Origin of the sequence: Veillonella tobetsuensis (genome assembly GCF_001078375.1) — a bacterium.
GTDB classification, from domain to species: Bacteria; Bacillota; Negativicutes; order Veillonellales; family Veillonellaceae; genus Veillonella; species Veillonella tobetsuensis.
On record NZ_BBXI01000026.1, the window covers coordinates 1 to 2,548 of the forward strand.

The 2,548-nt window shown below is 31.1% G+C and carries 2 protein-coding genes; both read left to right on the forward strand.

Going from position 1 to position 2,548, the window contains the following annotated elements:
• Positions 1-148: 148 nt before the first annotated feature.
• The gene (locus VEI_RS09225; protein ID WP_059364585.1) at positions 149-1,084 is read left to right on the forward strand and encodes a type I restriction endonuclease subunit R, EcoR124 family; all 936 of its coding nucleotides are present in this window, start codon (positions 149-151) and stop codon (positions 1,082-1,084) included.
• 319 nt (positions 1,085-1,403) lie between these two features.
• Positions 1,404-2,303 carry a bacteriophage abortive infection AbiH family protein gene (locus VEI_RS09230; RefSeq protein ID WP_059364587.1) on the forward strand — a complete coding sequence of 300 codons (900 nt, stop codon included), beginning with the start codon at positions 1,404-1,406 and terminating at the stop codon, positions 2,301-2,303.
• Positions 2,304-2,548: the final 245 nt, after the last annotated feature.

A 2,548-nucleotide genomic window follows, 5' to 3' on the forward strand; every position in this document is an offset into this window, starting at 1 on the left:
AAAACAAAATGGATGCCTCCTGTAAAATACAGGGAAGCATCCATGTGTTTAGGCTAGTAAATAATATGTGTCCAGGAAAATGGGTACATATCATAATGAGCTATCCGCTTTTAGTATTGTTTTTAGTAGTTATATTTGAGGGAGTTATATGGAATTTCTTAATGATATGAATGTTATTTTACAGATATTAAGCAATATTTGTATAGTTACTATTACTCTGATTACCGAGGATAATGTTCATAGAGCTTTATCGTTATATAGTAGTGGCGGTGAAAACTCCAAAGCGATTGTTGATGAATATGATGTAGCTGTAGCTAAATTTGCAAGCGCTGTTTCTGAGTTGAAGTCGGTATTTCCAAATCCAGCAGATTGGAAAATCTATGAAAATGATGAAGATTATAAAGTTATCATAGGGAAAGCCTATCGTGCTGCGGCAGCTCAACTTAATAGAGTCAAACAGTATTATGTTTTCGAATGGGATGATGCCTTTGGTATTACTCTAGCCGAGTGGCAAAGATATGCCGGTGCATACAGAAATTTATTCCCGGCTGAAGAAACTGATAGTGGTTCTATTAATCCAATGCAAGGTGATATTAAACTTGAGGGCACTGAATTAATCACAGCAGCCACAGTTATGAAGTTAATTGGAAATAGAGTACATACAGAAGGTAGTGTACAATGTGTTGACGATGAAACACTTCGTTTACTTAACGAGCAAATAGCCCAACCAGAAGCATTAGGTGAAGCTAAATCTGCTAATTTATTGCTCCAATTTGTAGATGAGGCTCTAGTCCCTGGTCTTATTCCTACAAATAAGGATATTGAAGAAGCTTTTTCTGAGTGGAAAGAAAGTATACTTATAAAGAAAATCCAACAATATGCAGAGACTCGTGAATTAGATATAAATATACTTCTTAGTGTATTTAAACGCTATAATCCTAATGATGAGGTGATTCCTGATTATAACGATCTACTAGCATGTATTAAAGTACCTGAAGGACGTAGCCTTTTAGAAATAAAAATGGAAATAGTAGGTAGTTTACGTGAGCAGTTGGATGAATGGAAACGAGAATCTTTTAACTAGAAATTTATTAGTTTTAGTATCATAACAATAAAGAACACCACCTAAATCAACATTAAAGTTATTTAGGTGGTGTTCTTGATAAGGACAAATACTGATGTGATGGTATAGAAAAAATAACTAAATTATACAATTATGTTTGTTGTTATACATACTATTACATCAGGGTGATTTTAACTATTGAAATGGATTAGGAATTTTGTATAATAATATAGTTGTTTGTCTGATTTTATGTTTCAATTTAATTGCTAACAATAATATTTCTTTTACTATATTATTTATATAGCTAGTTGATGGATATTAAAAAGGAGGCATTAGAGTTATGTGTGAGCGGCAATTTTGGATTATCGGAAATGGTTTTGATTTAAATCATGGATTAGAAACAAAATATTCAGATTTTAAACAATATTTATTAGAGTATGATAGCACTTTTATAGATATGCTCGAATCTGGTTCTATTTTTTGGAGTTCTTTTGAAGAGTCTTTAGCTTATTTAGATTTTGATGATTTATTAACTCCTTATAGAGATGACTATGAGCTTTATGATAACGTCGGCATAAGCTCACATAATATGATTGAAACTCTTTCAAGTGTACGTGAAGTATTATCGAGGTTAAATAATAATCTATTTGATTGGATTAATACAATTTCTTACGATGAAGTAAAGCGTAATGAAGCTTTTGTACGAGTATTGTCGAATAATAGTCATTTTTTGAATTTTAATTATACAAGTACGCTTGAACGGGTTTATGCTATTACCCCTGATAGAATCTGCCACATTCATGGTAGTGTATACGAGGATACGTTACTTGTTATGGGGCATAACCAAGAGCTTAAAGAGACAAATGTTAATAGACGTTTTCTATCTGAGTTTTATACACTTGAGCCAGTAGCTTCTGATTTTTCAATAGATGATTTGAATGAGTTAGAAGACGAGAAAAATAGGATACATAATGACTTAAGAAAGAATACAAGTGATATTTTATTGCATCATAAAACTTTTTTTGACATTTTACAAGAGGTAGACAGCGTCTATTCATATGGATTTTCTTATGGAATATCAGATGAAGTTTATATTCGATATATTATTGATTTATTAAATACTCGATCAGATATTAATAATATAACTTGGCATATACAGAATCATAATATAGAAAGTACTAATAGAATAATCACCAAGTTACAACATATGGGTTTTCAAGGGCAGATTGTTGAGTTTTAGACTTGGGTTTTATATAAGAATAATATGTATTTTTATGGCGTTTTAATTTTAATACGGAGAGAGCGGTATATAATTAATGTTCATCCTAAAATTATATTTTTCCTACAGCTTACAATAAATTTAGCTGTTAGAGTCATACAGCAAAATAAATGGGGCTGTAACAGAATGCGGTTTTACCGCATTCTAGTTGCAGTCCCTTTAAAATATAAGAAATACCAAGAAAATTAGATTTGTAAAATCCTATG

Excerpts from the sequence above, each read along its gene's own strand:
- VEI_RS09225 (WP_059364585.1), top strand. The coding sequence starts at position 149 with ATGGAATTTCTTAATGATATGAATGTTATTTTACAGATATTAAGCAAT.
- VEI_RS09230 (WP_059364587.1), top strand. The coding sequence starts at position 1,404 with ATGTGTGAGCGGCAATTTTGGATTATCGGAAATGGTTTTGATTTAAAT.